23 protein-coding genes are annotated in these 23,654 nt (G+C 70.5%); 10 read left to right on the top strand and 13 right to left on the bottom strand.

The annotated features are described in order from the left end of the window. Positions 1 to 77: 77 nt before the first annotated feature. Together PPSIR1_RS34950 and PPSIR1_RS34945 are read left to right on the top strand one after the other, a co-directional pair. Entirely contained in the window at positions 78 to 1,208 is a 1,131-nt protein-coding gene (locus PPSIR1_RS34950) for a DUF3089 domain-containing protein (protein ID WP_157596296.1), read from the top strand. Then, entirely contained in the window at positions 1,205 to 1,522 is a 318-nt protein-coding gene (locus tag PPSIR1_RS34945) for a hypothetical protein (protein ID WP_006975979.1), read from the top strand. Before PPSIR1_RS34950 ends, PPSIR1_RS34945 begins: the two co-directional genes overlap by 4 nt. A gap of 31 nt (positions 1,523 to 1,553) precedes the next feature. Here PPSIR1_RS34945 and PPSIR1_RS34940 read toward each other — a convergent pair whose 3' ends face one another. The 5 genes from PPSIR1_RS34940 to nth all read right to left on the bottom strand — a co-directional run bounded on the left by PPSIR1_RS34940 (position 1,554) and on the right by nth (position 6,038). Next, complete coding sequence (locus tag PPSIR1_RS34940; RefSeq protein WP_157596295.1) at positions 1,554 to 2,609, bottom strand: choice-of-anchor L domain-containing protein; 1,056 nt, start codon at positions 2,607 to 2,609, stop codon at positions 1,554 to 1,556. Positions 2,610 to 2,666: 57 nt separating this feature from the next. After that, complete coding sequence (locus PPSIR1_RS44705) at positions 2,667 to 3,548, bottom strand: hypothetical protein (RefSeq protein WP_006975977.1); 882 nt, start codon at positions 3,546 to 3,548, stop codon at positions 2,667 to 2,669. Next, complete coding sequence (locus PPSIR1_RS34930) at positions 3,545 to 4,135, bottom strand: RNA polymerase sigma factor (RefSeq protein WP_006975976.1); 591 nt, start codon at positions 4,133 to 4,135, stop codon at positions 3,545 to 3,547. The genes PPSIR1_RS44705 and PPSIR1_RS34930 overlap by 4 nt, the downstream gene beginning before the upstream one ends. A gap of 98 nt (positions 4,136 to 4,233) precedes the next feature. Then, positions 4,234 to 5,229, bottom strand: a complete 996-nt coding sequence (locus PPSIR1_RS34925; RefSeq protein ID WP_006975975.1) for a hypothetical protein — start codon at positions 5,227 to 5,229, stop codon at positions 4,234 to 4,236. Beyond that, on the bottom strand, positions 5,226 to 6,038 hold the full coding sequence (nth, locus tag PPSIR1_RS34920; RefSeq protein WP_006975974.1) for an endonuclease III: 813 nt from the start codon (positions 6,036 to 6,038) through the stop codon (positions 5,226 to 5,228). Before nth ends, PPSIR1_RS34925 begins: the two co-directional genes overlap by 4 nt. A 224-nt stretch (positions 6,039 to 6,262) precedes the next feature. Here nth and PPSIR1_RS34915 point away from each other — a divergent pair, with 224 nt between their 5' ends. From PPSIR1_RS34915 to PPSIR1_RS34900, 4 genes are read left to right on the top strand one after another with little or no spacing between them, the layout of a single operon-like run. Further along, entirely contained in the window at positions 6,263 to 6,958 is a 696-nt protein-coding gene (locus PPSIR1_RS34915) for a response regulator (RefSeq protein ID WP_006975973.1), read from the top strand. 21 nt (positions 6,959 to 6,979) lie between these two features. Further along, positions 6,980 to 8,497, top strand: a complete 1,518-nt coding sequence (locus PPSIR1_RS44700; RefSeq protein WP_006975972.1) for an ATP-binding protein — start codon at positions 6,980 to 6,982, stop codon at positions 8,495 to 8,497. Further along, positions 8,490 to 9,890, top strand: coding sequence for a monooxygenase (locus tag PPSIR1_RS34905; RefSeq protein WP_157596294.1), 1,401 nt, complete (start codon positions 8,490 to 8,492; stop codon positions 9,888 to 9,890). Before PPSIR1_RS44700 ends, PPSIR1_RS34905 begins: the two co-directional genes overlap by 8 nt. After that, a complete protein-coding gene (locus PPSIR1_RS34900; protein WP_006975970.1) occupies positions 9,887 to 10,456 on the top strand; it encodes a hypothetical protein in 570 nt (189 codons plus the stop codon). Before PPSIR1_RS34905 ends, PPSIR1_RS34900 begins: the two co-directional genes overlap by 4 nt. Before the next feature lie 90 nt (positions 10,457 to 10,546). On the opposite strand, the gene PPSIR1_RS34895 is transcribed toward PPSIR1_RS34900, so the two are convergent. Further along, on the bottom strand, positions 10,547 to 11,719 hold the full coding sequence (locus PPSIR1_RS34895; protein WP_006975969.1) for a hypothetical protein: 1,173 nt from the start codon (positions 11,717 to 11,719) through the stop codon (positions 10,547 to 10,549). A 225-nt stretch (positions 11,720 to 11,944) separates the two neighbouring features. Between PPSIR1_RS34895 and PPSIR1_RS34890 the strand changes: the two genes are divergently transcribed. Then, positions 11,945 to 13,291 (top strand): hypothetical protein, encoded by a 1,347-nt coding sequence (locus PPSIR1_RS34890; RefSeq protein ID WP_157596293.1) that lies wholly within the window; start codon positions 11,945 to 11,947, stop codon positions 13,289 to 13,291. A gap of 148 nt (positions 13,292 to 13,439) precedes the next feature. On the opposite strand, the gene PPSIR1_RS34885 is transcribed toward PPSIR1_RS34890, so the two are convergent. Further along, complete coding sequence (locus tag PPSIR1_RS34885) at positions 13,440 to 14,441, bottom strand: bestrophin family protein (RefSeq protein WP_006975967.1); 1,002 nt, start codon at positions 14,439 to 14,441, stop codon at positions 13,440 to 13,442. Between the two features lie 276 nt (positions 14,442 to 14,717). Between PPSIR1_RS34885 and PPSIR1_RS34880 the strand changes: the two genes are divergently transcribed. Continuing rightward, positions 14,718 to 15,191, top strand: coding sequence for a hypothetical protein (locus PPSIR1_RS34880; protein ID WP_006975966.1), 474 nt, complete (start codon positions 14,718 to 14,720; stop codon positions 15,189 to 15,191). A gap of 280 nt (positions 15,192 to 15,471) precedes the next feature. On the opposite strand, the gene PPSIR1_RS50925 is transcribed toward PPSIR1_RS34880, so the two are convergent. Further along, on the bottom strand, positions 15,472 to 15,996 hold the full coding sequence (locus tag PPSIR1_RS50925) for a methylated-DNA--[protein]-cysteine S-methyltransferase (protein ID WP_006975965.1): 525 nt from the start codon (positions 15,994 to 15,996) through the stop codon (positions 15,472 to 15,474). Then, positions 15,993 to 17,474 carry an AlkA N-terminal domain-containing protein gene (locus tag PPSIR1_RS34870; protein WP_006975964.1) on the bottom strand — a complete coding sequence of 494 codons (1,482 nt, stop codon included), beginning with the start codon at positions 17,472 to 17,474 and terminating at the stop codon, positions 15,993 to 15,995. The genes PPSIR1_RS50925 and PPSIR1_RS34870 overlap by 4 nt, the downstream gene beginning before the upstream one ends. A 228-nt stretch (positions 17,475 to 17,702) precedes the next feature. Here PPSIR1_RS34870 and PPSIR1_RS34865 point away from each other — a divergent pair, with 228 nt between their 5' ends. Together PPSIR1_RS34865 and PPSIR1_RS34860 are read left to right on the top strand one after the other, a co-directional pair. Next, positions 17,703 to 19,049, top strand: coding sequence for a cytochrome c family protein (locus PPSIR1_RS34865; protein ID WP_157596292.1), 1,347 nt, complete (start codon positions 17,703 to 17,705; stop codon positions 19,047 to 19,049). A 37-nt stretch (positions 19,050 to 19,086) separates the two neighbouring features. After that, positions 19,087 to 20,286 (top strand): molybdopterin-dependent oxidoreductase, encoded by a 1,200-nt coding sequence (locus PPSIR1_RS34860; protein ID WP_006975962.1) that lies wholly within the window; start codon positions 19,087 to 19,089, stop codon positions 20,284 to 20,286. On the opposite strand, the gene PPSIR1_RS34855 is transcribed toward PPSIR1_RS34860, so the two are convergent. The 4 genes from PPSIR1_RS34855 to PPSIR1_RS34840 all read right to left on the bottom strand — a co-directional run. Continuing rightward, positions 20,270 to 21,298: a hypothetical protein gene (locus PPSIR1_RS34855; protein WP_157596291.1), complete on the bottom strand. Its 1,029-nt coding sequence runs from the start codon at positions 21,296 to 21,298 to the stop codon at positions 20,270 to 20,272. The genes PPSIR1_RS34860 and PPSIR1_RS34855 overlap by 17 nt on opposite strands. A 63-nt stretch (positions 21,299 to 21,361) precedes the next feature. Beyond that, on the bottom strand, positions 21,362 to 22,561 hold the full coding sequence (locus PPSIR1_RS34850) for a glycoside hydrolase family 5 protein (protein ID WP_006975960.1): 1,200 nt from the start codon (positions 22,559 to 22,561) through the stop codon (positions 21,362 to 21,364). Between the two features lie 10 nt (positions 22,562 to 22,571). Continuing rightward, positions 22,572 to 23,129 carry a gluconokinase gene (locus tag PPSIR1_RS34845; RefSeq protein ID WP_006975959.1) on the bottom strand — a complete coding sequence of 186 codons (558 nt, stop codon included), beginning with the start codon at positions 23,127 to 23,129 and terminating at the stop codon, positions 22,572 to 22,574. Between the two features lie 30 nt (positions 23,130 to 23,159). After that, on the bottom strand, positions 23,160 to 23,654 hold a 495-nt coding region (locus PPSIR1_RS34840), incomplete at its 5' end, for an HAD family hydrolase (RefSeq protein ID WP_006975958.1).

Genomic DNA, 23,654 nt, shown 5'->3' with positions numbered 1-23,654 from the left:
CCCAGCTCAGGACTGGTTTTGGCAGCCTGAGCAGCCACACCCTCCCTGCCCCAGCTCAGGCTGCTAGGATTCTCCCGGTGCCCTCCCTGCGAACACGGGTGCTGCGAATCCTCGCCGTCCTGGCCGCGCTGACCGTCGTCAGCTGCGCGGCGGCCCTGGCCACCGTCGATCGCTGGTTCTTCACCCTCTCCAACCCCGGGGACTTCGACGCGTCCACGACCCCGCCCGCGCCGGACTACGAGCGCTGGGACGCGACGGCCTGGGCCGCGCTGCCCGAGCTCGACGACGGGGCCGACCGCGCCCACCCCGACCACCCGGGGATCGATCAGGCGAGCGCCGAGGCGGCGGTGTTCTACCTGCACCCCACGACCTGGCTCGGGTCGAGCTGGAACGGCCCGGTGGACGACCCCATGGTGGTCGAGGGGACCGAGCGCGGCGGCACGCTGATCCAGGCGAGCGTGTTCAACGCGTGCTGTGCCGTCTACGCGCCGCGCTACCGCCAGGCCCACGGCCACGCCTTCGTCCGCCCCAACGCCCCGGGCTACGCGGCCCTCGAGGTCGCCTTCACCGACGTGCGCGCGGCCTTCGAGGCCTTCGAGGCGCGCATCGGCGATCGGCCCTTCATCCTCGCCGGGCACAGCCAGGGCGCGGCCCTGGGCACGCGACTGCTCCGCGAGGTCATCGCCGAGGGCCCGGCGCGCGATCGCCTGGTCGCGGCCTACTTGATCGGCGCGCCCATGGCCGCCGAGGACACGGGGCTGCCCGCTTGCGAGACCGCCGCGCAGACGGGCTGCGTGGTCGGCTGGAACGCCCGCGGCCCCGACTACGAGGTCGGGGGCTTCGAGTTCGAGGGTGACAGGGAGGACACGATGGCCCGACGGCTATGCGTGAACCCGCTCAGTTGGTCGACGGCGCCCGGCGCCGTGCCGGCCGAGTCCCACGCCGGGGCGCTGTTCCTCGACACGCCCGCGCCCGCGCCCAAGCCGGCCTTTTGCGACGCCGAATGCCGCGCGGGCGCCCTGGTGATCACTCAAATGGGGGATCTCGAGCGGGACGTCCCGAGCCGGGTGCTGCTGTGGCTCATGGGGCCCGAGAACTACCACCCCGTCGAGTACCAGCTCTTTTATCTGGACCTGCGCCGCAACGCCGCAAAACGCGTGGCGGCCAAACTTGCTACGATGCACGACGCTCCCGAGGCCACCCCATGACCAAGCTCCGCTCGTTCACTGCCCTCGCCGTCTTCGCCCTCGTGCTGCCCGCGCTCAGCGGCTGCGCGCCCTCGCCCGAGGACGTGTGCGGCCACGTCGTCGACCTCATGAAGAAGCAGCTCGGCGGTGGCGCCGACGCCATGCCCGAGGACAAGCTCGAGACGATCAAGAAGGACTGCGTCAAGGAGGGCGAGAAGCAAAAAAAGAGCGCCGCCCTCGAGTACAAGAAGCAGGCGAAGTGCATCCTCGAGGCCGAGGAGTTCACCGAGCTCGACGAGTGCTACGAGAAGAAAGAAGACAAGGCCGCGGAGTGAGCTCCGGGCCTTCGCGGGGACAAAGTAGGGCTCAAGGCACGGGGATGGTCTTGGGCGGGGCGCCGCTGCAGGTCCAGCGGAAGCCGTCGATGAGCACGGCCGAGTCGTAGGCCGCGTCGGTGACGTCGAACACCGCGAGGATCAGCACCAGGTTCTCGCCCGGCTGCACGCCGACGTCGGTGGTCAGCCAGCGCGTGCCGGCGTGCCCCTCCATGGCCATGCCCGCGAGCTCTTCGGTGTAGTTGGTGAAGCCCGCGTTGACGGTGATCGGCTGGGCGGTGTCGTCGAAGGAGATGTTGCCCGTCCAGCCCTCGGACTCGAGCCAGGCCACGAACATGTCGTTGTAGGCGCTGTCGAGGAAGTCGGGCCACTCGACCGACATGAACGCGAAGTCGAAGGCCAGGCCCCGGGTCTCGGGCGGCACGCTCAGGCCCAGGCGCAGCTCGGTGTAGTCGAGCAGGTCGCAGGGGGTCCCGCCGCAGTCCTCGAGCTGCTCGTGGAGGCTGTTGGAGCAGTCGCCCATGCCGACGAGGTTGGGGTCGTCGTGGCAGTCGTCGAGGGCGTCGACGGGCTCGACGGTCAGGGGCGCGGGCAGGCTGGTCGGGGTCTCGTCGTGGCTGGTGCTCGGGCACTCGACGGGGTCGTCGCAGCCAAAGGTCGCCAGCTCGGCGTGGGACAGGGCCAGGTGGGCGGCGCGGCCCGTGGACAGGGCGAGCAGCTTGCTGCCCTCGCGGGGCTCGTAGGGGCCGAGGGGGCCCTCGAACACGTGGGCGCTGCCGGCCGGACCGCTGAGGCTGCCGGCGGCCGGGATGCCCCCGACGCAGTCGAGGCCCACGACCTGCAGGGGGTCGTCGCTGTCCGCGTCGCAGCTGACCTTGGCCGGGGGGTCGCAGGTCTCCTCGGGGATGTCGGGGAGGTCCTCGGTGTCGACCCCGTCGTCCTCGTCGTCCTCGGCGACCTCGCCCGTGAAGCTCGCCTGGGGATCGTCGATGCCGACGACCGTGGCGAATTCACAGCCCGTCAGCGCGAGACCTGCCGCCACCGACAGCCGCGGCAGGCAACGCGGACGCTGGCGATGGCCCGGCACGCGCTGAGTGTAGCAGCGAGGGACGATCGGCCAGCCAGGGCTGGAGCCAGGGCTAGGTTAGTCCTCGAGGGCTTCGCGGATGCGCCGGGACAGCGCGCCCTTGGGCCAGCGCTGGAGGTAGGCGTCGGCGCGCTGCTCGGCCTCGCCCCGACGGTCGAGGGCGATGAGGGCCAAGATGGCGTAGCCGCGGCGCTCCTGGGTGAGGGCGCCCTTGGGGAACTCCTGCTCCCCGGCCTCGGCTAGCGCGAGGGTCTTGGCGGGATCCTGGGTGAGGGCCTTGCGGGCCTCGTTGAGCTGGGCGGCCTCGTCCGCGAGGGTGCCCGCGCTGGGCGGCGCGGCCTTTCCCGAGTCGTCTCCGCCGGCCTTGGTGGTGCCCTTGGCGGCTGCGGCCTCGTTGGGCTCGCCGTCTTCGTGGGCGTGGGCGGAGTGGCTCCCGGCGGGCCGCCGAGGTCCGTCGAGCCCGGGCGCGTCGCCCCCCGCTCCCTCGTCCACAGCGAGGGCTGCGGGCGAGGGGGCATCTTCGACGGGCTCGAGCTCGACGGCCTCCGCGTGGGTGGGTGCGCCCAGGGAAGCGGCGGCCATCTCATGCTTTCCCTGGGAGGCGTGTGGAGATTGGGAGACCACGGGGGCGCGCTCGCTGAGCTCGGGCTGGGCCGCCTCGGGGCCGAGCAGCCACAGCGCGAGGGCTCCCGCGCCGATCACTGCCGCGACGCCAGCGAACCAACCGAGGGTGCGCACGCCCGCGAGCGAGCCGCCCGGGGGCACCGTGGAGGCGCCGCCCATGGCGGTCTCGAGGCGCGTCAGTCCAGCTTGGAGCTGCGCGGGGTCATAGGAAACGGCAGGGTTCTGCCGGGCGATCTCGAGGTCCTCGCGCAACAGCGCGTCGAGGCCCGGATCCTCGATGAGCCGGGTGGGCTCGTGAGCGTCGATTTGGTTCATGGCATCACCGGTGCGCGTTTGGCCGAGGTTGGGGGAGCCGGCCTCCGCGCGGGTTGAGAGCGAGCGAGGAGGCGGGCGTGGGCCTCCTTGAACTGCTTGCGAGCTTTGTGCAGGCGCGAGTAGACCGTGCCCACGGGGATGTCGAAGGAGGCCGCGATGGCCGAGCAGGGCTCGCCCTCGAGCTCGAAGAGCACGAAGATCGCGCGGCGCTCGTCGTCGAGGCTGTCGAGGGCGGCCTGGACCCGGTCGAGGGCCTCGCGGGTCTCGGCGGCGTGGGCCGGATCGACCTCGCTGCTCTTGGCGTCGACCACCGTGTCCTGGTCGGGCTGCTCGCGGGATCGACGCTTGCTCCGTCGTGACACCGAGGCGACGCGGATGGCGATCTCCGCCAGCCAGGTCGTGGGCCGGGCGCGACCGTCCTCGACGAAGCCGCCGCGGCGATGGGCGACCAGGAACACCTCCTGGACGAGATCGTCGATCTCGGCCTGTTGGGCCCCGAGGCGGTGGAGAAAGTTGGCCACAAAGCCCGCGTGCGCGCGAAATAGCGCGGCAGCGTCGTGGTGCGTGGCCTGGAGGCGCTCAGACATCCGTGGAGGTTCATGCACCTTCTCCGTGGATCCTTCACGCCCGACTTTGGGTGTGCGCTCGCCTCGCCGAGTGTTCAGTGTCCCGCTCATGGCGACCCTCAGAATTCTGCGCGCAGGCCCAGGGCGACGAGCAGCGCCGCGACGGGGAACTCCTCCCCGGCCAGGCGCTGGAAGTTCGAGTCGTCGATCTCGACGACGGTGCGCTGGAGCGGGAAGACCCCGTCGACGCGGGCCTCGAGGGCCAGCGGCCCGTAGAGCCGGGCGGTGACGTCGAGGCCGGCGAGCAGGGCGAAGAAGGGGATCGCCTCGCGCAGGTCCTGGGCGTAGCCCTGCCCGACCGCGACCGTCGCCCCGCCCAGGCCCCCGGCGCAGGCGCGCAGCCGGACCGCGATGGGCTCGCTGCCCCAGCACAGATCCACGCGACCGGCGGACACGCTCGAGGCCACGGAGCCGTCGAGCAGGGGGAAGCCCGACTGCCGGGTGTAGAGCGCGGCCAGGCGCAGGTCGAAGTGCGGGCGCGGGCGGACGTCGACGAAGAGCAGGCCGCCGGCGCCCAGGCGCGGGCTGAAGCCGGCGAAGGCCCCGGCCGCCAGGGTCACGCCGAAGGTCGGTCGCCGACGCCCCGTGGGCTCGGGGGGGCGGTCCGGGCCCGGGAGGTCGCCCTCGCCCGCGCGCACCTGGGGCGGCAGGGGCAGGGGGGCGGTCGGGTCTTGCGTGCTCTCGTCGACCAGGCCGAGCTCCCCCGCCAGGGCGTCGTCGAGGGCGATGGCCAGGGTCAGCGCGACGACGGCGTGGAGGTCCGCGCAGTCCTTGGGCGCGTCCTCGAAGTCGCGGTGCACGGCCAGCTCGGAGCCCGCGTGGACCTCGAGCGCGAGGGTGCGTGGGTCCTGTGCGTCGCCGACCACGTCGACCGCGATGCGGCCGTCGACGGAGTCGTCCTCGCGCCAGCTGGCGAGGTGCTCGAGCAAGGTGTCCGCGTCGAGGCAGGTCGCCCCGGGGTCGACGTGGATGGCCTCGCCCAGCGGCACCGCGGTCGCCTCGGCCGCGGGCCCGCTCCAGACCAGCGCCGCGATCGCTAGGGCGGCGCCGCTCAAAAGTCGTCCTCGCCCGCGCTCGCGGCGGGCGGCTCCTCGCTGGCTGCGTCTGCGGGCGCGCTCGCCAGCTCTGGCGCCCCCGATGCGTCGCCGCGCGCGTCGACGATCACGCCCTCGCGCTCGGCCCGGGCCTTCCACTCGTCCACGGCGGCTTCGGTGGCCGAGGGGCACAGCTCGTTGACGGGGCAGCGCCGACAGTCCGGCGCCTTGGACTTGCACAGGTGGCGCCCGTGGAGGATCAGCCGGTGGCTGAGGTTGATCCAGTCGTCCTCGGAGCTGATCTTGCACAGCGCCTTCTCGACCACCGGCGGCTTCTTGCCCGCCGGGACCAGGCCCAGGCGCGCGCTGACTCGGTTGACGTGGGTGTCGACCACGATCCCGCTGGCGATGCCGAAGGCCACGCCGAGCACCAGGTTCGCCGTCTTGTGCGAGGCGCCCGGGAGCGCGACGAGCTCGTCGTGGGTCTGCGGCACCTCGCCGTCGTGGCGCTCGACGATGGCCGCCGCGCACTGGCGGATCGCCTTGGCCTTGTTGCGGTAGTAGCCGCTGCGCTTGACCACGACCTCGACGTCCTCCTGGCTCGCCTCGGCCAGGTCGGCGGGGGTCGGCCAGCGCTCGAACAGCACCGGGCGGATCTCGTTGATCACCGCGTCGCGGGCCTGCGCGCTCAAGATGGTCACGATCAGCAGCTGCCAGGCGTCGTCGTGGTCGAGCTCGCACTGCGGGTCGGGCATGGCGACGGCGAGGCGCTCGTCGACTTCGCTGAGCAGGGCCGCAGGGTTGGGGTGCAGGGAGACCTTCGCCGGCATCGAAGGCAGTTTTAGCAGAGGGGCCGGCGCCCTCTCGTGATGGGCGCAACGCGGAGTGGAGGGGCCGCGTCGGCGTCGGCGCGACAGACGCTACGTTCGCGCGGGCGGGCTGGTCAGCAGGGGTGCCCCGCATACAAACGCATACACGTTGTTCCCGTCCGATGACGCTTCGGCGCTCGTCGATGACCTATCGTCCTTGGGTCCTTGCCGCTCGTCGAGAGGCCATGAACCCCGAACGAATCCTCATCGCGGAAGACGACGTCCGGCTCGCTCAGCTGATGCGTGAGGCCTTCGTTCGCCGCGGCTACGAGGCCCTGCTCCTCCATGGGGGCGGCGAGGTGGTCCCAGCGGTCTGGCGGCTGCGCCCAGATCTGCTCGTCCTCGACCTCATGCTCCCGGGCGCGGACGGCTTCGAGATCCTCCGGCATCTCCGGCCCCGGTGGACTGGGCCCATTCTCATACTCACGGCCCGAGACGGCGACTTTGACCAAGTCAGCGGGCTCGAGCTCGGGGCTGACGACTACATCGCCAAGCCCGTCGCAACCCCGGTCTTGCTCGCCCGGGTCCGGGCGCTGCTGCGGCGCTCGCGGTCGGGCCCGAGGGAGGCCGAGCTCGAGCTGGGCGAGCTCCGGATCACCCCGAGCGCGCGCGAGGTTCGAGCCCAGGGCCGGCTCTTGTCCTTGAGCGACTCCGAGTACGAGCTGCTCGTGTTCCTCGCGGCCCGGGCGGGCGAGGTGGTCACGCGCGAGCAGCTGTTTCGAGAGCTCCGCGGGATCGAGTACGACGGCCTCGATCGGTCCATGGATCTGCGGGTGTCGAAGCTGCGCGCGCGGCTGCGCGAGCAGCTCGAGGGGCGCGCCCCGATCCGGACGGTCCACGGCCGCGGCTACCTGTTCGCCGTCGAGCGCCCGCCGCGTTGACGAGCGAGGCCATCAACGAGGATGAACGGCTTTTTCATTCGACTCTACGCCCTCGTGTTTGGGGCGATCCTTTTGGTCTTGTTCGGCTCGGTCCTGCTCGGCAGCGCGGGGGTGCTGTCGAGCGAGAACGGGGAGCTCGAGCAGGTCCTGGGGCCGCCGCTGCGCGACGCCGCGGCGCGCATCGGCGAGGGCGAGCCCGGGGTCATGGACGCGCTCGTGGGTCAGGCCGGGCCGAGCTTCGCGTTGATCCCCGAGGAGCTCCTGCCCCTCGAGGGGGAGCCCCTCGCTCGGCTCCGGCGCGGCGAGGTCGTCATCGTCGGGACGGACTACCGGCGCCGCGCCTACGTCTGGGTCGCGCCGACGCGCGAGGCCCTCGAGTACGAGATGCTGGGAGGCTCGAACCACATCATCCAGTGGGCGGCGCCGGCCTACGCCTGGGCCGAGGCGGGGGCCCCGCTCGAGGCCGAGCTGTCCGCCATCGATCGGGTCCGCGTGGCGCAGCGTCCCGTCGCCCTCTCCCCGAGCTCCGGACGGCCGGCGACCCAGGTGGTGTTCCGCGCCGGCGACGAGCTCCGCACCCTCGAGATCGTGCCCAGCGCCCGCGCCGTCCGGTGGGGTGGGCTGCTGGCCTTGATGGTGCTCTCGGCCCTGGCCCTGCTCGTCCCGCTGATCCCGCTCCAGCGCCAGCTCGCAGCCCTCGAGCGCACCGCTCAGCGCTTTGGCCAGGGCGAGCTGGACGCTCAGGTCCCGGTGCTCGGTCGGGGCAACCCCGCGCGGGCGGTCGCCGAGCAGTTCAACCACATGGCCCAGCGCGTCCAGGACACCCTCGAGAGCCAAGAGCAGCTGCTGCGCTCTGTCGCCCACGAGATGCGCACGCCTCTGGCCCGGCTGCTCTTGCTCCTCGACCTCGCCGAGGAAGACGACGAGGACGAGCTCGGGCAACACCTGGAGGAGATGCGCGAGACGGCGGGCGACATCCTCGGCTTGACCAACGAGCTCCTCGACTTCGCCAGGCTCGACCAGTGCCGGGCGGCGCTCGAGCTCGGCCCGACGGATCTGCGCGAGCTGCTCGAGGACGCGGCCGCGCGCTGGTCGGAGGTCGAGCTCGAGGCGGAGGAGCGCGCGGCCCCGGTCGAGGCCGACGAGCGCCTGATCTCCCGCGCCCTCGACAACTTGATCGCCAACGCCATGCACTACGCGGGCCCGCCGGTGGTTCGGCTGATCGCTGCCGATGAGCGCTACCTGATCCAGATCGACGACGACGGAGACGGCATCCCCCTCGACCAGGCCGAGCGGGTGTTTGAGCCCTTCGTCCGCCTCGAGAGCAGCCGCAGCCGCGCGACCGGGGGGACAGGGCTCGGCCTCGCCATCGTCGCGCGCATCGCCGCGGCGCACGGAGGCGGGGTCCGGGTCGACCGCGCTCCGCTCGGCGGGGCGCGGCTGGAGCTGTGGCTTCCGCGGGATACATCTCGACACGATCGCAAACATGTTCTCGACGGCGCCGAGGCTGTGGGCGGCGTACTACCGCCCCATGCCTGACGCTTCGAGCCTCGAACCCCCGGCTGCTCACCCCGCTCGCGCGCTGCCTCTCGTCGCCGCGCTCGCGCTGCTCTCGCTGGCCTGCGCCAGCGACGACGCGGGTACGGACGAGGCGACGACCGATGGCGATGGCGATGGCGATGGCGAGGGCGAGGCCGCAGGGCTGAGCTACTGGGCCGACGCGAAGGCGGTCATAGACGCCAAGTGCGTCTCCTGCCACCGGCCCGACGACATCGCTCCCTTCTCGCTCACGACCCTCGAGGAGGTCCGGGCGGTCGCGGCGATCCTGCCCGCCGCGCTCGGGTCGGGCTCGATGCCGCCGTGGTCTCCGAGCCCAGGCTGCCAGGACTTCGAGCACGACCGCAGCTTGAGCGAGGCTGAGCTCGCGCTGTTGCTCGAGTGGCTCGCCGATGGGGCTCCGGAGGGCGATCCCGCCGACGCTCCGCCGGACCCCGAGCCAGGCCAGCCCTTCGCCGAGGACGCGGTGCTGGTCATGCCCGAGGCCTACACGCCGACCCAAGAGCCCGACGACTACCGCTGCTTCGTGCTCCCGTGGGACGAGGACGAGGAGCGCTTCGTGACGGGGTACCAGTTCCGCCCCGATCAGCGCGAGCTCGCCCACCACGTCACGATCTCGGCGGTCGCGCCGGCCAGCGTCGCCGAGCTCGAGGCCATGGACGCGGCCGACCCCGGCCCGGGCTACACCTGCTTCGGCGACATCGGGGTCCCGGGCCGAGCGCTCGGCGGCTGGGTCCCGGGCAGCCTGGCCACGACCTTCCCCGAGGGCACCGGCATGCGGATCTCGCCAGGATCGAAGCTCGTGCTTCAGATGCACTACAACACCTCCTCGGCCACGCCGACGGCCGACCGCAGCGGGATGGCCCTGAGCCTGGCCGAGTCCGTCGAGCGGCCGCTGACGACGCTGCCGATCCTCGACTTTGGCTGGCCGACGGGCACCACTCCCATGACGATCCCCGCGGGCGAGTCCAAGGTCACCCACGCGGCGACGATCAGCCTCGACTCGCCGCTGGTCGGCATGTTGATCCAGGAGCTCGGCGCCGAGCCGGGGGAGCCGCTGTTGGTCCACCAGGTCGGCATGCACATGCACTACCTCGGGGTCAGCGGTCAGCTGCGCGTCCTCCACGCGGACGGCACCGAGACCTGCGCCCTCGACATCGGCGCCTGGGACTTCAATTGGCAGGGCCGCTACGTGCTCCGTGAGCCCCTCGAGCTCGGCCCGGGTGACACCGTCGAGATCACCTGCAGCTGGGACAACAGCGCCGCGAACCAGCCGATCATCGACGGCGCAATCGGTGAGCCGATCGAGGTCGGCTGGGGGGACGGGACCCAGGACGAGATGTGCCTCGGGAGCATGGTGGTGAGCCGTCCATGAGCCGCGCAGGCGCGCGCCTTCCGAGGTCTGCGCTCGCGCTCGCGGGCGCGGCCCTCGGGGCGCTCGGCTGTCTCTCCGACGTCGACCTCGACGTCGAGGCCGCCGAGTTCGAGGAGCCCGAGCGCACGCCCCTGGCGGTGGCGAGCGGCTGGGTCGAGCTCCCGGGCTCGCGCGACCCGCTCGCGGATCATCGGCCCGATCCGGTGGTCTGCAGCGTGGCGGCGTGGGGCCCCGAGGGACCCAGCCTCGAGGTCCAGACGGGGGCCTGCAACTACTTCAGCGTCGCCCACGAGACCCTCGTCGAGCTCACCCCCGGGGACGAGCTGGTCCTCGACCTGTGGCACGACGATCTCGACGCGAGCGAGCCGGCAAAGGCCCACCTCGCGCTGCTCCTCGACGGGCGGCTGCTGCTCGAGGCCCGCTACGCGATCCCCAGCGAGGCCCGCGTCCACCAGCTCCGCGCCGAGATCACCGAGCCCGCGCCCGCGGGGGCCGAGCTCGTGCTGCACCTGCACAACCACGGCTACAACAGCTGGAGCTTCGTCGAGCTCGCCCGCCTGCGATGAATGGAGCGCCCCCGGGCCCCGCGTGGGGCAAGGCAGGCCTCCCTGCCCCCACGTCCGCGGCTGAGCCTGGCAGTTACTCCAGCTGCAAGCTCACGGCCACGAGTCGACTGAGAATTCAACCGTCAGTTCTCCAGGGCCAGGGCCATTGTCGCCGTTCTCGTCTTTCCAGGTGCGAGCCCGAAGTACGTAGGTCCCTGCCAGGAGATCGAAGATCACGGCTCGAGGCTCTCCGGGGATCAGCAGCGCAAACTCGTGCTCATGGGAGATGGAGGCCATCGCTTCTCGCTCGCAGTGGCGCGCCTCGAGCTGAATGGTGTAGTCCGCACTCCCGATCATCTCGAACCGGTAGGCGCCATCCTCGGGGATCTCGACCAAACGCTGGGCCATGGTGTACTGCCCAACCCCTCCCTCTACACCCGGAGCCCCGCACCCCAGGTCCATCACCCAGGAGCCGGGGCTTGCAATGACCTCCAGATCTGCCCCGCCCGCCAAGGCGTCGCAGGCGAGCTCCTGCTTGAGGTAGGCATTTCCCTTGCGCGGCGTCGCCTCGAATTCAGCGATGAGTTCGTTGAGCGGAAGCTGATAGACCTCCTCGAGGCCCTGCGCCAAAGAGAGTGTCCCGGGGATGTCCAGGTCGCAAAGCTGGTGCAGCGACGCCATGCCGTCACGGCTGATCAAGAAGGCGACGAAAGCCCCACCGATGCCGTAGTACATCCCATGTAGCGGCACTTCATCACTCGCCTCAATCGCCGCCGCGAGATCATCGACTGTCAAGTGATAGAAGAAGTAGTTTCCGTAGATTGATGCAAAGCCTTCTTCGATGAGGGTCGGGCAGTTTTGACGTACCGAGTGAGATAGTTCGTGACGGTGAGGGAGGGTGATCGCGTGCGCGATGGCTTCCACCGCACAAGCCCCTGCGTTCTCGCCACAGGGCCAGCAAGCTTCTTCACGGCTCGCATACAACCAGAACTCATCCCCGACCTGGGGTTGGCCCCACACTTGCTCGATCCATGAGGCGTGTGCCTCTGCGGCCTCGAAGCTTCCTGAGCAGACGCCCTCGAAGTCCCGACCAAAAGACCGGTAGGTGAGCCTCTGGGTCTCGATGACCTCAGTGGCTTCCGGCTCACAGGCCTCAACCGGGCTCATCGGCCCCACGCCCTCGTCAGTCGCCGAGTCTCCACAGGCCAACAAGCCCGCTACCCAGATCAGGCCTACCCAAGCCCCCAGACGGATCGGCCGTTGGGCAGGCACATCGACGTCCATTGCCCTGGTAGCCTAGCATCCTGGCAGATGCGCGGCACCGAGACGAAACGACGAAGTTTTCGTCAGCAGGCTTGACCATGGTGACGAGAACTTCGTCACTAGTTGCAGCAGGATGGCAGCCTGCCCCTTGCTCCTGCTGGTACGCAGCCTGCAGGTATGCCGGGCCAGCTCTTGGGCGACTGAGCGCCAGGAGTCCAATGAACAAGTTCAGTGAGTCGGCTCATCATGTTTCAGTTCGATCTCGAGAAAATCGCGCCACCTCTCTCCCTGACCCTCGGCCTGCTGCTCGCGGGCTGCGCCGGAGACACGAAGCCTCCCGACAGCGGCAACTTCGATGACGAAGCCTCTGCTGGAGCGAACGACTCCGGTCTGCCGCTTCCGATCGATGTCGGCGTCGGCGAGCTCGACCCGGGCGAGTGCATCGCCGGGGAGAAGAACGGGGAAGATGGCGCTGCCTGGGGCTACGTTCATCAATGCGGCGGAGTGTGGTGGGGTCGCATCGGCTTCACCTTCGAGGGGACGGGGCTCGATCTCTATGTCCCCTCGGCGGATGGCTGGGCCCACTTCGGCCAGGGTCACGAGGATTACCTGGAGTCCAAGGTCATGGCCTGCTGCGGGCCGCACGACCCGCAGCTACCGCTTGCCGATCAACCCACCTACGCCGAGAACTGCATGCTCGATCTGCGTCAGCAAGTTTGCATGTCGATTTCAGCCGGTCTCGAGTCCGCGATTGAGTCAGGAGATATCCCAAAGCTAAAGGAGACTGTCGACCTCCAAAATTGGATCGCCGACAACACGACAGCTTGCATGAAGGGGCTCGAAGACACCAACGACTCGCCCACAGGGCTGAAGGCGAAGTGGGAGATTCCTCCGGCGGGAACCCCCTGGGACGAGTCGGACTTTGACATTCAGGACGTCTACGTGGAGGTCATCCTCGCCAACCTCAGCGATCTCTACCGTCCCCCGGCAATCGAGGGTGCCCCGATCTGCGACTCGCTGAACTGGAACCGAGATCATCTGTTCGAACGTGGCCTGCCTCCCTCCGGTCCAGGGATCGACGCCGTGCTCGAGAGCGGAGCGGGTATGATGCTGGGCCCGGTGATTGATCCGGAGTCGGGGACCCCGCTCCAGCTGGGTACCACCTTCGCCTCGCTGGACACGAGCTGCACCGGGCTAGACTGCTCCCGCCTGAGCCTGTCCGCCGACGCCAGCACCAATACCTGGTCCCTGGATGAACTCCGGCTGATCCCCGAACCCCGTCTGACAGCTGAGGTCGCGGGTCAGACTATCGTGGTCGAGCAGTCCCGCATCGAACTCTACGGCGATGCGAAGGGCCAGCTGGGGATGGCAGGCGGTGTGAGTGAGTACCGGCTCGCTGCTGGAGACGCACAGTTCGTAGTACGGGCCGAGGTTGCCGGCGAGATGGTGATGCTCTTCGCCCACAGCTCCACGGACCTGGTGGCGGTCAGCGACAGCGCGGGTGGATGGGAGCTTCAGCCTTTCGAGCTCGTCTACACCGACGCCCAGGGCGACGCTTGGACCATGACGGTCAGCGCGACCCAGTGGCTGTGAGTCGCCGCAGAGGCTGAGCTCAGAGGCGGCCCGCGCCGCATGAGATCACATGCCCGCCAGCTGATCCAGCTGATGCCAGAAGGGTGTCTCGTTCGATTTGGGGTTGTCGCAGGCGACGCCACACCCTCCCTGCCCCCACGTCCGCGGCTCAGACGACCACGTCGGTGCCCTCGACGACGCCGCGCTTGGGCGGCAGGTCCGTCTCGTCGAGCATCTGGCGAATGTCGATCTCGATGCCCCTTGCCATGCTGCGGATCGGCACGTCGTTGGCCAGGCCCTCGAAGGGGTTCTCGCTGTACTCGCCCACCCGGTCCATCAGCCAGAAGATCCAAAAGCAGACCACGGTCCCCGGGATCGCCAGGAAGATGGTCCACGGCTCCTCGGCGCTGCGGAAGGCGTCGACCATGCCGAAGGGCAAGAGCGCGAGGAAGATGGCGACGCAGTAGGCGTTGGCGCTGACCCACTGGCGGGGCAGGGGGAACTTCTTGATGCGCTCGGCCTTGCCCTGGAGGGTGTAGAACTCGGTGATGAGCTCCTGCATGGCGAGGTGACGGAAGTGATCGATGATCCCGGCCTCGCGCAGCTCCATCATCCGGCGGGACTGGGCGCTGAGCAGGTGGGAGGAGCGGTTGCCCTTGCTGAGGATGTACTCGGCCTCGTCCTCGGACACGTACTCGGCGAGGACCTGCTCGGCGTCGGCCTCGGTCATGGCGGTGCCGAAGCGCTCGCGCGAGGCCGTGGACGGCGCGCCCTGGTGCTCCCAGGGGGTGATCTTGCGCAGCTCGACGGTCAACATGTGCAGCCACGCGACGTGGCGATGGACGAGCTCCTTGCGCAGGGCGTCGCCGTCTTCCTCGCTGTGCACGAAGTCCCGGGCCATGACGGCGAAGGAGCGCGAGGCGTTGACGATGCCGCCCCAGATCTTGCGCGCTTCCCAGAGCCGGTCGTAGGCCGAGTTGTTCTTGAAGCCCAGGTAAAAGGCCAGCGCGACGCCGATGAGGCCGACGGGCTGCCAGGGGAGCGCGACCCAGCTCCACCCGGAGAAGAAGGCGAGGCAGGCCACGGCGGACGCGTAGACGGTCGTGAAGACGATCGAGTGGCGAGTCCACCACACGCTCGCGCGAAAGGAGAAGCGATAGCCTTGGTACATGCGGGTTCCGTCGAGCTCCGCATCGGAGCTGTGTCGAGTATGGCGGCTGGACCGGGGAGCTGGAAGACCACAGTCCAGCCCAGGTGGGGCGGAGGAGGGGCTCTGGACCCTGAACGGGGCTCACGAGCTGCCTGAGTCGTGGACGTGGGGCAGGGAGGGCGTGGCGTCGTCCACGACCCCCTGAGGAGGGAGCGACGCGACCTCGCAGATACCGACCAGCTGTGGGTCTTGGAGCGCGCGTGACCGCGTGGACGAGCCTTCGACTACACTGCCCCCATGCCTGACCGACTCCGGCGCTACCTGTGCAACTCCTGTGGGGCCTCGGCGATGAGCGACAGCGTCCCCGGCCCCTTCCGCGTGCCCGCGCCCGCCGGGACTCAAGCGTGGAGCAGACCCTGCCCGTCGTGCGGCGGTCAGTTCGTCGATCTGAGCTACGCCGTCGCCCGCAGCCACGTCGAGCTGGCGTGGGAGGAGGACAAAAAGCGGCGCGACAAGATCGCGGTGATCGTGTCGGCGCCGCTGGCCGTCGTCGGACTGCTCGCTGGGCTGTTCGTCTCGGTGGGGCTGACGGCGACCACCGATCGCGTCGGCGTGTTCAACATCGCCATCCCCTTCCTCGTCGCGGGCGCCCTGTTCACGGTCTCGTCGAAGATCCTCGAGCAGGTCCTGCCCAAGAAGGTCAAGGACCCGGACATCAGCCTGGTCGAGGTCGACCTGCTCGAGCAGGTCCGCAAGGCCGAGGGCGCCTAGCAGTCGCCCACCCCGGCCGCGCCGGGACCCATGATCCACGAAAGCATCGTCCACGGACTCAGCTGGCGCTGAACCCGTGGGCGGCTGCCTTTCTCGGTAGGCCGGGGATTTCTCGGCGCGGGCCACAGTGCGTCACCGGCGTGCGAGACCGCGAAGCCAAAACGAAGCTGTACCGGGTGTACCGCGAGCTTTTGGCGACAAAGGACTCGCGCGTCGGGGGCGTGCTGTGGCTCGTGTCGAGGAATCCCCGGCCTGCTGGGTTGACCGCCCGAGCCTCGGTTCACGAGCGCCGCGCTCGCAGGCGAACAGCCGTGGCGGGGTCGAGGGGCAGGCTCCCCTCGTGCGCCAGCAACCATCGCTTGCGCTCGAGACCCCCCGCGTAGCCGGTCAACGAGCCGCCGTGACCAATGACCCGGTGGCAGGGGACCACGATCGACAAGGGGTTCCGGCCGTTTGCCAGACCCACGGCCCGCGCCGCCGTGGGTCGGCCCAGGGCCGCAGCGAGCTCCCCGTAGCTGCGGGTCTGGCCGTGGGGGATGTCGAGCAGCGCCGCCCACACCTGGCGCTGAAAGGGCGTTCCTTCCGGGGCGAGGGTCAGCTCGAAGTCTTCGCGCTGTCCCTCGAGGTACTCCCCGATCTGCGCCCGCGCCAGGTCGAGCATGGGGTGCGCTTCGACACGCTGCGCGGGCTCGGCCTGGGGCTTGCCGTGATCCTCGAAGTACACCCCGCACAGGCCCCGCTCGCTCGCGACCAGGCGCAGGGGTCCAAGGGGGCTCGTCATGCTCTGTTCGTAGCGTCGCGTCATGGTTGCTCATCCTCGCTGAACCCGGAAGTGCCGGCCTCCTCGGCCCACAGGTGCGTGGCCGCGTAGGCTCGCCATGGCCGCCAGCTCGAGGCCGCCTCCTCGCACGCCCGGGCGTTGGCGCTGGCGAGGGCTCGACGCAGGACCAGGTCTCCCGCCGGGAACGCGTCGGGCCAGCCCAGGGCGCGCATGGCGATCATCTCCTGCGTCCATGGCCCCACCCCAGCGATCGCCCCCAGCGCCTCCAAGGTCGCTTCGAGCTCACCCTCGAGGTCCAGGCGCCCGCTCGCGCAGGCCTTCGCCAAGGCCACCAGGGTCTGCGCCCGCCGGGTCGTGAGCCCGATCGAGCGCAAGCTCGAGGCCCGCACCCTCGACAGCCGCGCCGCCGAGGGGAAGGTGCGCGAGAGCCCGCCGCGCTCATCGACGATCGGGCTCCCCCAGCGCGCCGCGACCCGCCCGGCCAGGGTCGTGGCCGCGGCCACCGAGACCTGCTGACCCAGGACCACCCGCGCCGCCGTCTCGAAGCGATCGAAGGCCCCCAACACCCGCAGCCCAGGCCGACGAGCCAGCGAGGCCTCCAGGCGCGGATCCCCGGCCAGCCCAGCGAGCACCGCCGCCGGCTGAGCGTCGAGGTCGAAGAGCGCGCGCAAGCGGGAGACCAGCGCGGCCAGGACTGGCGCCAGCTGCAGGCTGGCCACGACCTCCAGGTGATCACGCCCAGGGACGGGGCCCACCTCGATCCAGCCCTGGTGGGCGCCGATGGCCGCGACCCGGCGGTAGCGAGGGCCCTGAGCTCGACCGGAGGACGCGACGAGCTCCTCGACCCCGGGCGTCGCTCGCGGGGCCAGGTGGGCCGCCGCTGCCGCCCAGTCAAAGGGCGCGCGATAGTCCAGGCGCAGGCGCAGCACCCCGCGCTCGCGCTCCCCTCGACCGCGCAGCTGCGAGGGCGAGCGCCCAAAGTGCTCGCGGATCGCCGCGTTGAACCGGCGCACGCTCGAATAGCCCGCCGCGAACGCGACCTGGGTCATCGGCAGGGCCGTGTCGTGGAGCAGCTGCTTGGCCAGGCCCAGCCGCCGGGAGGCCGCGAGCTCCCGCGCCGAGACCCCCAGCTCCGCCTCCAGGCTGCGCCGAAGGTGGCGAGCGCTCACCCCCAAGGAGGCCGCGAGCTCCTCGACCCCGTGGGCGTCGAGGTAGCCCGCCGCGATCGCCCGAGCCGCCCGCTGGACCAGGCGCGTGCGCGCGTCGACCGAGGCCAGACCCGGGGCGAGCTCCGGCCGACAGCGCAGGCACGCCCGGAAGCCGGCCCGCTCGGCCGCCGCTGCGTGGGCGTGGAAGGTGCAGCGCGCCCGCCCAGGGGTCCGCGCTGGGCAGATCGGTCGGCAGTAGATCCCCGTGGTCACCACGCCGACATAGAAGACCCCGTCGAAGCGGGCATCTCGTGCTCGCAGGGCGCGGTAGCAGGCGTCGGCGTCGAGGACCACGGAGAAGTCATAGCGCCTCCGGGCAGGGCGGACTCGCCGTTTTCGGACCCCACTGCAACTTCGGGCCCTGTTGGACACACCAGCCGTAACCAAACACGAGTGAACCGATCATTTTGGGCCATCACCAAAGCTCATGAGCGGTGACTGTCTTTCCGCATTGCTCGGCCCTCGGCTGGCCATCATGAGAATGAAGTGGGGTGGAGACGCGGCGCAGCGAGGGGGTGGACGGTGATCGCAGTAGGGCTGGCGGGGGCGCTCGCAGGCTGCGAGGGGTCATCGGGCTTCGAGGACGCTGGGGAGTCCTCGGCCGAGGTCTACGAAGATCCCCTCTCGCTCCCGGCGGAGCCCACCTTGGATCCAGCCGACTTCGACTCGGCCGAGGTCTGCGCCGGCTGTCACCCCACCCACGCCTCCCAGTGGCAGTATTCGAGGCACGCTCGGTCCATGCGGGATCCGGTGTTTCAGGCCCTCGTCGAGCGCCGGCGCAGCGAGGGATTGGAGGACTCCTTTTGTGTACAGTGTCACTCGGCGATCTGTGCCCGCGGGGGAGCCTGCGACCCGGGCTTCGCCTTTGACGCCCTCCCAGACATCGCCCTCGAGGGGGTGACCTGCGAGTCCTGCCACAAGGTCGGCGAGCTGGTCCGGCCCTTCAACGCGGGCTTCACCCTGGACGGCGGGGGGCCCATCCGCGGCCCGAGCCCGGTCCCGCCCGAGAGCCCCTACCACGCCACGGAGCACGGAGCGCACCTCGAGAAGTCCGACTTTTGCGCGAGCTGCCACGACGTGGTCGAGCCCTCGGGCCTCGTCCTCGAGCGCCCCTTCCTCGAGTGGCTCGAGTCCCCGGCCTTTCCCGAGCAGACCTGCCAGAGCTGCCACATGCCCAGCTACACCGGCTCGGCGACGCCCTGGGGGCCCGAGCGCGAGCTGCACCGCCATACCTTCACGGGGGTCGACTTGCCCTTGGAGGGGGACATCGAAGATCCCGCGGTGCTGGCCATGCTCGACGCCCAGATCGAGGCCCTCCTCGATGGAGCCGCGAGCGTGGAGCTCTCGTTGCCCGAGCAGGCCGTGGCCGGGGCCGAGCTGGACATCGGCGTGCGGGTCACCAACCACATCGCGGGGCACGCCTTCCCCACGGGTTCGACCTTCATGCGCCAGGTGTGGATCGAGCTCGAGGTCCGCGACGTCCACCAGGCCCTGGTCTACGTCACGGGGGGCTTGGACGCCGCCGGTGACCTGTGCGATCGCTGGAGCACCCTGGCCCCCAACACGGACCCGGACCTGGTGGTGATCGGCTCGACCCTCCTCGACGAGCAGGGCCAGCCCGAGCTCTTCTCGTGGCGGGCTCACGGCCACGAGAGCAACGCCTTGGCGCCCATGAGCGCCCGGGACTACCGCTTCTCGCCGCACATGCCAGGGGGCCTCGAGGGGCCCTTGACGATCACGGCGCGCCTGCACTTCCGGGCCCTGCCGCCCTTCTTGCTCCGGGAGCTCGGCCTGGATGAGCTCGTCGATCTTGCCGTGGTCCGGGATCTCGACTCAGACGTGGTCTTGCTGCCCGTGTCCGAGGGCTGAGGGGGGCCTGCAAGAGCCAGCGCGGTAGACTCGGGGCATGCCCCAAGCCCGGCGACGCTTCCTCTACCTGTGCCTCGGCGGGTCGACGACTCTGATGTTCGCCTGCAGCGACGACGGGGAAGCAGGGGACGAGGGGGGCGAGACGGGGGCCGATGAGGGCGGAGAGGCCTGCGCCGATCCTTTTGCGGGCGGGACCTTGCTGGCGAGCCTCTCGACCTTCGTGGGCGAGGGCCAGGCCTCCGTCGGGGTCGCCGAGGGGGAGGGCCACGACGGCCGCTTGGCCCTCGATCTGGGCACCCTCGACGCGGACTCGCTGATCACCGCCAACGAGGACTTCTTCGTCCGCACCGCCTCCCCGGATCTCTTGGATCTCGACCAGCCGTGGTCCATCGCCGTCGAGGGCCTCGTCGCCGCGGCGGCGGCCCTCGACCTCGACGCCCTCGCGGCCCTCCCCCAGGTCAGCCGCGCGGTGCTGCTGGAGTGCTCGGGCAACGGCGGCAACCGGGCCTATGGGCTGATCAGCGCGGCCGAGTGGTCCGGGCCATTGCTGACCGATGTCCTCGACCTGGTCGAGGTCGACCCGGCGGCGACGGCCGTGTTGGTCGAGGGCTTCGACGAGCACAGCCACGTCTCCTCGCACTCGACCCCAGGCTGCAGCTGGGTGTTCCGGCTCGAGGACATCGCCGCCGCCGGGGCGATGCTCGCCACGCACATGAACGGCGAGCCCCTGCCGCCCGATCACGGCTACCCGGTGCGGCTGATCATCCCGGGGTGGTACGGCTGCTGCCACGCCAAGTGGGTCGACCGCATCCGCCTCGTCGACGACGGCGAGCCGGCGACGAGTCAGATGGCGGAGTTCGCCACGCGCACCCACCAGACCCAGGCCCACGCCCTCGCGGCCGACTACAGCCCGGCGATCATGCAGCAGGCGGCGATGCCCGTGCGGGTCGAGCAGTGGAGGGTCGAGGGCGAGCTCGCCTATCGGATCATCGGCATTTTGTGGGGCGGGACGCAGCTGACCGACGCCCTGGCCATCGAGATCGACGGCGTCGTCGAGCCCGTGGAGGTCTGCCCGCCGCAGGCGACCAACGACACCTGGACGCTGTGGTCGCACACCTGGCGGCCGCAGGCGCCGGGGACCTACGAGATCCGCATGCGCATCGAGGACCCGGCGATCCCGACGGTGCGCCTGGACAGCGGCTACTACGCGCGCTCGATCGTCATCGACGAGGTTTGAGGGGCTCCACGCTCGCCGTCGCGCCGCCACCGAGGGGCACGACCTCGCCATCGGCGACGCCAAAGTCGACGCAGTTGGAGGCGATCCACAGCACGCCGCCGGCGTGGGTCGTGGATGCGCTGTCTTGCCAGGGATGTTCGCCGGTGCGGTGGCGGAGCCAGGCGCCGTCGGGCACTTCGACGATGCGCTGGGCGTGGCCGGGGAGGGTCTCGACGCGGACGCTCGAGCTCCGGGCATCGTCGAAGCTGTAGTCGAGGGGGTCGGCGCAGAAGTTGACGAGGCGCAGCTCGATGCGCGCGGCCTCGTCGTCCGTGGACCAGCGCTCGATGGTGCCGCCTGGGGGCTCGAGCGCGGCGAAGTCGTCGGGGGTCTCGGGCGCGTCGTCGCGGTTGGTGTCGCCGAGGGTCCAGCGGATCGAGAACTCCGTCCACCCGCGCTCGGCGAGGTCGGCCCGCGCGGTCAGCCCGTCGCACAGCCCCGAGATCTCGATCTGGCCGTGGTCCGTGGTCGTGACCACCGCCCCGAGCCAGCGCTCGCCCTGCCACAGGTGCAGCCACGAGCCCCGGGGGACGAGCTGCTCGCCGGCGCTGTGGCTGGCGAGCTCGGTCCGGGTCTCGACGGAGGTCGGGTGGTCGCTCGCGCCGAAGCCGTGCATGAAACCCTCGGAGCAGTGGTTGCGCAGGTCGAGGACGGTCTGTTCGCCCTCGAAGTCCTCGCCGATCCACGACACGGGCTCGAGCTCGTCGAGGACCATGCGCGGCTCGAAGCGCGGCCGCAGCCCGACGCTGTCCGCGTCGAGGACGGTCGGGGGCTCGGACAGGTCGACGACGCCGCTGGGGAGCGCCCGGTGCTCGGAGCGGCGCTCGAGGGCGCCCTCGGAGCGGACGCTGGCGACGCCACCTTCGAGGCGGGCGCGCTCCGGCGCGTGGGCGCACCCGAGGCCCGTGAACAGCGTTAGTGCCGTCAGCGTCGCGAGGGTCAGGCGTCTCCAGGTCGGGAGGGGAGCGGTCACCAAGCAAGGCAACGGAGCAGTCGCGCGATCATTCCTGGAGACTGCTGCTTGCCTGCGTCGAGTTCAGGGCGCCAGGCAGCTCGCGTTGAAGCGATCGTCGCCGCTCCACTCGCACTCGCCCAGGATGCACTCGGCGAGGTTGTTGCCGAAGGCGTCGGCGTCGTGGTTCCAGATGCCAAACCACCCGCCGTCGTCCCAGACCGCGGTCGGCTGGCCAAAGCTGGTCGCGTGCACGGCGTGCATGCCCTGGTACCAGGCGCGGACGTTGTTGCAGTCCATCTCGGGCAGCACGCTGCCGTAGCCCACGCCCCACTCGCCGATGTAGACCGGCATGCCCCCGCCCACGCCGTCGGCCCAGGCCTGCATGGTCTGCATCGGGCCGGACAGGTCGGCCTCGGTCCAGGGGTCGTCGTAGTCGCCCTGGTTGTCGCCGCAGAAGGTCCACGGGTTGTAGTGGTGGAAGGTCGCCATCACGTAGGGGTCCGCGCCGCCGCCGACCTCGTCGAGGCTGGTCCACACGGCCGGGACCTCGGCCGCGCCAAACCATTGGTTGCCGCCGATGATGATGATGCGTTGGGGGTCGGCGGCTCGGATCGCGTCGTAGGCGAGGCCGCTCATGGCGCGCAGATCCGCCGCGGGCATGGGCGTGGTGTCCTCGCGGTGGGGCTCGTTCAAGAGCTCGAACACCAGGCGGTGGTCGCGGTCGCCGAAGATGTCCTCGATGTCGGTCCACAGCCGCTCGAGGACCGCGGCGCGGCTCTCGGTCTTGAGCGCGACCTCGTGGTGGGCGTTGAGCACGACGTAGAGGTCGGGCTTGGCGAGGGCGTGATCGATGACCTCGGCGATGACCTGCAGGCGCGGGTGCTCGCGGTCGACGTCGCCGACGGCCGGGTCGAGGACCAGCAGATCCCCGCCCACGGGCTCGGTCCAGGTCACCGGGATCCGGACGTTGCGGTAGCCCATGTCGTAGTAGGCGTCGATCTTCGCCGTCGCGGCCGCGACGGTCCGGGGGTGCTGGGTGTTGTCGAACATCTGCCCGAGGTTCACCCCGACGCCCATGGCCGCCGCGGCTTCGCTGGCCGTCGGGGCGTCGGGGTCCCCGGTCGAGCCTTCGCTGTCCGGGTCCTCGGCACCGTCGGCGCCCTCGGAGGACTCGTCGTCCATGTTCGTGGCCGGCTCGTAGCGCGAGCAAGCCAGGGCTAGACCACACACGGCGAGCGAGGCGAGCCGACGCCCCATGAAGCGAACGTTCCAGACCATCATGGGGCGGACCTTAGCAGCCGTCCGCGGCCTTCGGGGGCTGCCACATCCGCACGTGCTCGACGGCCACGGCACACAGGCGCTCGACGGGAACGCCGATGTCCAGCTCGACGACATTGGCCTCGCCCGCGGTCGGATCGAGGGCGGCGTACTGGCTGTCGAGCAAGCTCGCGGGGAAGAAGTGTTCGCGCGCGGCCATGCGCGAAGCGACGAGGGCGGGGGGGCCGACGAGGTGCAGGAACAAGGTCGGCTCGCCGAGCTCGAGGATGCGCGCCCGGTGGTCGCGCTGGAGGCCCGACCACGCCAGGACCCGGCGCGGCACCGAGGCTCGCGTTCGGGACAGGTGCTGGCACAGCGCGTCCATCCACGGCTCGCGCCACTCGTTGGTTAGCGGCAAGCCCGAGCGCATGCGCGCGACGGCGGCGGCGGAGTGGAAGTCGTCGGCCTCGAACAAGGCGAGCTCGAGGCGCTCGGCGAGGGCGCGGGCGAGGGTCGACTTGCCGCTGCCGCTGACGCCCATGACGACGAGCAGCAGGGGGCGGGCGCTCAGCTTGGTCGCGGCGTCGTCCACGGGCCGGCAGGGTACGCCGAACTCGAGGGTTCAGGGAGTGCGACTGGCCCAACCTCGCTTCTCCACGGGGCGGACGTCGTCGAGGGGCCCGAGGGTGCGCAGGTAGGTCGTCAGCCGGCTCAGCTCGCGGTCGCTGGGGTCGCCCTCGAAGGAGCGGATGGCGACGAGGTTGCCGTAGCTGCGCTCGAACTTCCGCGGGGTGTCGTCGACCGCCAGGATCGCGCGGCGGTCAAAGCCAAAGCGGGCGACCTTCCGGAGGTCCTTGACCCAATAGCGCTCGTCCCGGTCGATGTCCCGGCGGTAGGTGCAGCGCTCTCGGCAGTAGACGAAGGCCAGCCGCGCCGGGTCGAGGAAGGTGGCGAGGACGGGGTGGGCGTAGTCGGCCGTGGACGCGGTCCAGATGCCGACAGCGGCGAAGTGGGACCAGGCGAAGGCGAGGAAGTCCTCGAGCCCGGGTCGCAGCCACAGCCGGTAGGGGCCCCACTGGTGGTGGTGGGGCCAGGGCAGCGCGGCCTCTCTGGGGCC

Source organism: Plesiocystis pacifica SIR-1 (genome assembly GCF_000170895.1).
Classification (GTDB): Bacteria; Myxococcota_A; Polyangia; order Nannocystales; family Nannocystaceae; genus Plesiocystis; species Plesiocystis pacifica.
The sequence above is the reverse complement of the archived record's forward strand: the minus strand, read 5'-3'. Positions and strand labels throughout refer to the sequence as shown.

What these genes read in the sequence shown, in the direction of transcription:
- PPSIR1_RS34945 (WP_006975979.1), top strand. Translation starts at nt 1,205, where the DNA reads ATGACCAAGCTCCGCTCGTTCACTGCCCTCGCCGTCTTCGCCCTCGTG.
- PPSIR1_RS44705 (WP_006975977.1), bottom strand. Translation starts at nt 3,548, where the DNA reads ATGAACCAAATCGACGCTCACGAGCCCACCCGGCTCATCGAGGATCCG.
- PPSIR1_RS34930 (WP_006975976.1), bottom strand. Translation starts at nt 4,135, where the DNA reads ATGTCTGAGCGCCTCCAGGCCACGCACCACGACGCTGCCGCGCTATTT.
- nth (WP_006975974.1), bottom strand. Translation starts at nt 6,038, where the DNA reads ATGCCGGCGAAGGTCTCCCTGCACCCCAACCCTGCGGCCCTGCTCAGC.
- PPSIR1_RS34915 (WP_006975973.1), top strand. Translation starts at nt 6,263, where the DNA reads ATGAACCCCGAACGAATCCTCATCGCGGAAGACGACGTCCGGCTCGCT.
- PPSIR1_RS44700 (WP_006975972.1), top strand. Translation starts at nt 6,980, where the DNA reads ATGAACGGCTTTTTCATTCGACTCTACGCCCTCGTGTTTGGGGCGATC.
- PPSIR1_RS34905 (WP_157596294.1), top strand. Translation starts at nt 8,490, where the DNA reads ATGCCTGACGCTTCGAGCCTCGAACCCCCGGCTGCTCACCCCGCTCGC.
- PPSIR1_RS34900 (WP_006975970.1), top strand. Translation starts at nt 9,887, where the DNA reads ATGAGCCGCGCAGGCGCGCGCCTTCCGAGGTCTGCGCTCGCGCTCGCG.
- PPSIR1_RS34895 (WP_006975969.1), bottom strand. Translation starts at nt 11,719, where the DNA reads ATGGACGTCGATGTGCCTGCCCAACGGCCGATCCGTCTGGGGGCTTGG.
- PPSIR1_RS34890 (WP_157596293.1), top strand. Translation starts at nt 11,945, where the DNA reads ATGTTTCAGTTCGATCTCGAGAAAATCGCGCCACCTCTCTCCCTGACC.
- PPSIR1_RS34885 (WP_006975967.1), bottom strand. Translation starts at nt 14,441, where the DNA reads ATGTACCAAGGCTATCGCTTCTCCTTTCGCGCGAGCGTGTGGTGGACT.
- PPSIR1_RS34880 (WP_006975966.1), top strand. Translation starts at nt 14,718, where the DNA reads ATGCCTGACCGACTCCGGCGCTACCTGTGCAACTCCTGTGGGGCCTCG.
- PPSIR1_RS50925 (WP_006975965.1), bottom strand. Translation starts at nt 15,996, where the DNA reads ATGACGCGACGCTACGAACAGAGCATGACGAGCCCCCTTGGACCCCTG.
- PPSIR1_RS34860 (WP_006975962.1), top strand. Translation starts at nt 19,087, where the DNA reads ATGCCCCAAGCCCGGCGACGCTTCCTCTACCTGTGCCTCGGCGGGTCG.
- PPSIR1_RS34850 (WP_006975960.1), bottom strand. Translation starts at nt 22,561, where the DNA reads ATGATGGTCTGGAACGTTCGCTTCATGGGGCGTCGGCTCGCCTCGCTC.